This is a genomic window from Bradyrhizobium sp. LeoA1Lang, from assembly GCF_055413685.1.
In genome coordinates, this window is sequence record NZ_JBVAPG010000290.1 from 1 (window position 1) to 5,328 (window position 5,328).

Annotated in this window: 4 protein-coding genes and 1 pseudogene; 3 read left to right on the forward strand and 2 right to left on the reverse strand. The window is 61.4% G+C overall.

From position 1 onward, the window contains the following. Positions 1 to 349: 349 nt before the first annotated feature. Positions 350 to 538, reverse strand: coding sequence for a hypothetical protein (locus ACZYOF_RS41840; RefSeq protein ID WP_463719405.1), 189 nt, complete (start codon positions 536 to 538; stop codon positions 350 to 352). Positions 539 to 890: 352 nt separating this feature from the next. Here ACZYOF_RS41840 and ACZYOF_RS41845 point away from each other — a divergent pair, with 352 nt between their 5' ends. Together ACZYOF_RS41845 and ACZYOF_RS41850 are read left to right on the forward strand one after the other, a co-directional pair. Next, positions 891 to 1,085 (forward strand): hypothetical protein, encoded by a 195-nt coding sequence (locus tag ACZYOF_RS41845; RefSeq protein WP_282532166.1) that lies wholly within the window; start codon positions 891 to 893, stop codon positions 1,083 to 1,085. A gap of 106 nt (positions 1,086 to 1,191) precedes the next feature. Then, positions 1,192 to 2,624 (forward strand): annotated as a pseudogene (locus ACZYOF_RS41850) (IS1182 family transposase). Positions 2,625 to 2,865: 241 nt separating this feature from the next. On the opposite strand, the gene ACZYOF_RS41855 reads toward ACZYOF_RS41850, so the two are convergent. Then, positions 2,866 to 3,801 (reverse strand): LysR substrate-binding domain-containing protein, encoded by a 936-nt coding sequence (locus ACZYOF_RS41855; protein ID WP_463719406.1) that lies wholly within the window; start codon positions 3,799 to 3,801, stop codon positions 2,866 to 2,868. 166 nt (positions 3,802 to 3,967) lie between these two features. Here ACZYOF_RS41855 and ACZYOF_RS41860 point away from each other — a divergent pair, with 166 nt between their 5' ends. Then, positions 3,968 to 5,188: an MFS transporter gene (locus tag ACZYOF_RS41860; RefSeq protein WP_463719407.1), complete on the forward strand. Its 1,221-nt coding sequence runs from the start codon at positions 3,968 to 3,970 to the stop codon at positions 5,186 to 5,188. The last annotated feature ends 140 nt before the right edge of the window (positions 5,189 to 5,328 follow it).

Below are 5,328 nucleotides of genomic sequence, written 5' to 3' on the forward strand. Positions count from 1 at the left end.
AGCGGCAGCGAAATAAAACGCGAGACCGCATCAAATGGATGTTCACAACCGACAAAGCCCGCGCCAAACTCCGCCGCGCCTATCCCGCTGCAGCCAAAGAGTCAAAACCACTGTGATGAACCACTAGTTGCTCTCAGGTAGGCCAACCCGAACGAGGCGATATGGTCGGCGATATGGTCATAGTGATATTCGTACTGGCGATGTGCATTACCGCGGCGTGCGTAGTCCTGGCGTTTTTGCTGTAACGAAAAACAGCCGCGACTAACGCGCGGGCCGCTGGGGCCGGTTACTTTCGCTTTCCGAGCGCCTTGAAAATATCGACGAAGCCGAGCGCCTCTTTGCGAAGCTGCTAGAAAAACGATTTGACCGTCAGCCCTGCTGCGCGGGCATCCTGTATGAATGTATGCGCTTCCTCATTGGACATTGTAAGGTCAGCGCCGCCGAGAAATTCCTCTCCTTTGGGTGTGTTCGCACGGAGCATCGTCTCGTGTCTGCCTACATCAACCGTATAATCAATGTCGCTTGGTGCTTCGGGCATGGCATCCTCCTCGATCCCGAAGCGAGCATATTGTGTCCATTTCAACCGGTCCTACAAGGCGGCACTTGCGAGATAACGCTGCGGCGCGGTCGATCGTGGTTGGGGGTGAGGAAGCGTGCTCAGTATCTGTGGGCAGACCTGCCGTATTGGTCCACACATGGCCCATCGGCGAAGTGTTGGCGCGCATCGTCGAAGTCCGCTTACTGGTACGTGGCGGACGAGATTGCCTCACGTTGAGTTCTTCGCAGTTTGACCCAAAGCCGATTCGTGCTGGCGTAGCGAGCCATTCAGAAATCGGGTGGATCGATCTGTGTGAAATCCTATCGTGACTTAACACACGTAGGAGCACGACATGCACAAGTTTCATTCTATCGCCGCTCTTTGTGGAGACGGCAACCGGCCAGAACTGCGAGCGCTGTTCGAGCGGCTGGGGATTGATCCTCACTCTGGGCTGCGTATTCGTCACGACGGCGTGATCCAAGCCGGCCCAGACCCCGTTTCTGAGGCACCAGATGTCATTGAGGTAAAGCCTAAAAGAGTTGCCTGATTTGTCTCTGACCCTCGCTGAAGTGGCGCGGGTCAGCTTCTGGCCCTGGCTGTGTAAAAACGCTGCGCCACTGTTATGGTTCTCTCGTGATTCTGCGGGGGAATTGATGAGGCGCTTCGTTGAAGAGGCAGATCGTGGGCAGTGGAGGCTGTTGCCCGAATGCCTCGATGATTTCATTGACGAAGCAACCCTGTTCGCGTGATCGACGCTTTTGTCGATGCGCTCGATTTGGCTGAGATGAGTTTTGAGGGTGTGGAGCCGGCGGCGACTGGCCGGCCGTCGTACCACCCCTCGGTGCTCCTCAAGCTTTACATCTATGGCTATCTGAACCGGGTGCAGTCCAGCCGGCGGCTGGAACGGGAGGCCGGACGCAATGTCGAGGTGATGTGGCTGCTGGGTCGTCTCGCTCCTGATCACAAGACGATCGCGGACTTCCGCAAGAACAACGGCCAGGCACTACGCAAGGTATGTGCGCGTTTCGTCGAACTCTGCCGTGAAATGGGCCTTCTCGCGACGACGAGCGTCGCCATCGATGGCAGCAAGTTCAAAGCGGTGAACAACCGGGACAAAAACTTCACGCGCGCGAAGGTGGAACGGCGGCGTGCGCAGCTGGAGGAGAGCGTCGCGCGCTATCTGAGCCAACTTGACACGGCCGACCGACAGGAGCCGACGGAAGCGCTGGCCACGAAGGTAACAAGGCTTACCGATAAGCTGTCGAAGCTGAAGGAGGAAATGGGCAAGCTTGCTGTCTACGAGAAGCAGATGCTTGCGTCGCCCGATCAGCAAATCTCCCTGACCGATCCCGACAGCCGCTCGATGGCGACGAGCGGCCGGGGCTCCGGCGTCGTCGGCTACAACGTACAGATCGCCGTGGACACCGAGCACCATCTGATTGTGACGCATGAGGTGACGAACAGCGGCTCGGATCGGGCGCAACTTGCTAACATGGGCAAGCAGGCAAAAGATGTTCTCCAGACGGAAACGCTCGAGGCTGTAGCCGATCGCGGCTACTTCAACAGCCCGGAGATCCTTGCGTGCCACGAGGCCGGCATCACAGTGACTCTGCCCAAGCCGCTAACGTCGGGCGCCAAATCGAAAGGGCGCTTCGGCAAGCAGGACTTTGTCTATTTGCCGGAAGAAGACGCCTATCCAGCTGGAGAGCGGCTGCCATATCGCTACACGAATGAAGAAGACGGCAAGATGCTGCGGCGCTACTGGACCACGGCCTGTCAAAGCTGCTCACTCAAGTCCCAATGCACGACAGGGCCAGAGCGGCGGATTACACGATGGGAGCATGAGCACGTGCTCGATGCTGTCCAGCAGCGCCTTGATGCAAATCCACAAGCCATGCGCCAGCGTCGAGAAACGGTCGAGCATCCGTTCGGCACGATGAAGGCCCGCATGGGAGCGACACACTTCCTGACCAAAACGCTTCCGAAAGTAGCCGCCGAGATGGCACTATCCGTCTTGGCCTACAATCTGACGCGGGTCATGAACATTGTCGGGGTCAAGCCGCTCATCGCTGCGATCGCGGCATGAGACACCCAGTCCCGGACCTCATAACCCGCGTCCTCCTCAGACGTTTTTACACGGCCAAGACCCGAAGCTGACATTTGCATCGGCAAGTGCCCTTAACCGACGTTGTAGCATGTCCGGCTCGGGTCCGGGATTTGCGCAGAACCGAAGTCGGGACCAGCTGCAATGGTCCATAAGAGCGTTGAACAGTAGCCTCTGCGGAACGTTCGAGGGTTTTGCCAGCCGAAGCGGCACGATCTGTTCGTCATGCGGCCGTTGTGTTGCCGGCGGATTGCTGCCCTTCTTGTTCCAACCAATCGCAAAACACCGCCGTCTGTGAGCCGCTTTCGCTCCCCGCGGGCAAGTAGGCGAAGTAGCTCCTGGCCGGAAGACTGACATCGGGAAACGGCGCGATCAGGCGGCCGGCCGCGACGTCGTCGGCGATTAGGGCGGTTGGTCCCATCGCCACGCCCAAACCATCGATCGCCGCCTGAATGGTCAGGAAGAAATGATCGAATGTCAGCATCGCCGCCGGGGTGACGCGAGGCTGTCCGGCTTGCACCAGCCAATCGCGCCATAGCCGCGGCATCGACGTGACGTTCAGCAACGTGTGCTGCGCGAGATCGGAAACGTCCGCCAGCGGCAGCTTCGCGACGAGTGCGGGGCTGCAGACCGGCAATCGGCGTTCCGAAAGAAACAGCCGGGACGCAAAGCCATGAAACGAATCCGGGCCGCCGCGGATGACCACGTCGAACGTGTCGGCAAGCGCGTCGATCGGGTCGTTTGACGTGGTGAGGCGGACCTCGATGTCGGGTCGCTCGTCGCGAAAACGGCTCAGCCGGGGAAGAAGCCAGCGCATGCTGAACGTCGCCAGCGCGTTGACGCGCAGCACGGCGGCCGGCACTTCGCCGCGTGTCGCGTGATGGCGCTGGACAGCGGACGAAATGCGGTCGAGCGCCGGGCCGATCTCCTCCAGCAGCGCCGTGCCGGCGGGTGTGAGCGTGACCCGCCGCGTCGATCGCCAGAACAGCGCGGGCGCTCCCAGCCGATCCTCAAGGAGGCGCACCTGCTGACTGATTGCGCCATGTGTCACGCCCAATTCGATCGCCGCTTCCTTGAAGCTGCCAAGGCGAGCTGCCGCCTCGAAAGCGCGGACGGCGTTGAGCGGTGGCAAGGTCCTGCGCTGGACGGGAATACTCATTAGGTAGAAATCCTAACTCATAGCTCGATTATTACTGATTTGTGACGGTCGCCTCAATAGTCCAGAGTGGATTCTTCGCGAGCATCAGCGCACCGGCGGGTCCGAAACGGATCGCGATGTAGATTTTCTATCACCGAAAGAGCTCCCCGGAAGCGGAGGAATCGACATGAACGACGCAGCGATGGCGGCTACGAGCCGTCCGCGCGAAACCGCATCAGGCTCATCGGCCCCGGCGAAATCGCGCAGCCTGCTGGCCGCGTGCCTCACCCACGCGCTTCATGACGGCTATACCGACGGTCTCTATGCCTTCCTGCCGGTCTGGCAGGCGCAGTTCGGCCTGTCCTATGCGGCGCTCGCCGTCGTGCGCGCACTGTATTTCGGGACGATGGGGGGCATGCAGATCCCGGCCGACCGAGCTGTTCGCGGCTTGTCGCCGCGCGCGGCGCTGATCCTGTCCACCGTCGCTGCGGCGGGGGGCTTGCTGATCATGGCTCTGCCGTTCGGCTTTGCGGGTCTTTGCGTCGGCCTCGTCGTGGCCGGCATCGGATCAAGCATCCAGCACCCACGTGGTTCGATGCTCGTGACCGACAGCTATGGCACTGCGTCGCGACGTCCGCTCGGCATCTACAACTTTTCCGGCGATCTCGGAAAAGCCGCGTTGCCGGCGCTCATCGCGGTGCTGCTGCCGATCTTCGCCTGGCAATCGGTGCTGGGCTTGATGGCGGTGCTTGGAATCGTCCTGGTGGTCGCGCTGGTGTCGCTGGCACCGGCGGCTTCGGTCACGAGGAATGTCACGGGAGAGGCGACGTCCGGCCGCGGCCGCGGCGGCTTTGGCATCCTCACGACGATCGGCGCGCTCGATACGGCGACCCGCATGGGATATCTGCTGTTTCTGCCCTTCCTCATCCATGGACAGGGCGGGGGCTTGCCGGCCGTTGGAGTCGCGCTTGCCCTACTGTTCATCGGTGGCGCGTTCGGCAAGGCGACATGCGGCTGGCTCGGCGAGCGGCTGGGTGTCGTCGCCAGCGTCATGGTGACCGAGGCCGCAACCGCCTTGCTCATCGTGGCGACCCTGTTCACGCCACTGACGCCAACGCTCATCCTGCTGCCGTTGCTCGGCATCGTGCTGAACGGTACCTCTTCGGTGCTCTATGGCACCGTGCCGGAGCTTTCCGAAGGCGATACGGGGCGGGCTTTCGCGGTCTTCTATACGAGCGTCATCGGCGCAGGAGGTCTTGCGCCGATCCTCTACGGCGCGATTGCCGATCACAGCAGTCGGACGATCGGCGTGCTGGCCTCGGCGGCGACTGCCGCCCTGATCGTCCCGCTTGTGCTGGCGCTGCGGCCCCATCTGCAGAGCTCCGCCGCGGGATCGCGCGAGTCCTAGATCACCATCCCACCACCACATGGAGGTTCGCTCAATGGATACGATCGCGCAGGCGCCGCTCATTCTGATAACAGGTGGAAGTCGTGGCGTCGGCGCGGCGACCGCGCGGCTTGCTGCCGCACAGGGCTACGATGTCGCGA

Excerpts from the sequence above, each read along its gene's own strand:
- ACZYOF_RS41855 (WP_463719406.1), bottom strand. The coding sequence starts at position 3,801 with ATGAGTATTCCCGTCCAGCGCAGGACCTTGCCACCGCTCAACGCCGTC.
- ACZYOF_RS41860 (WP_463719407.1), top strand. The coding sequence starts at position 3,968 with ATGAACGACGCAGCGATGGCGGCTACGAGCCGTCCGCGCGAAACCGCA.
- ACZYOF_RS41840 (WP_463719405.1), bottom strand. The coding sequence starts at position 538 with ATGCCCGAAGCACCAAGCGACATTGATTATACGGTTGATGTAGGCAGA.
- ACZYOF_RS41845 (WP_282532166.1), top strand. The coding sequence starts at position 891 with ATGCACAAGTTTCATTCTATCGCCGCTCTTTGTGGAGACGGCAACCGG.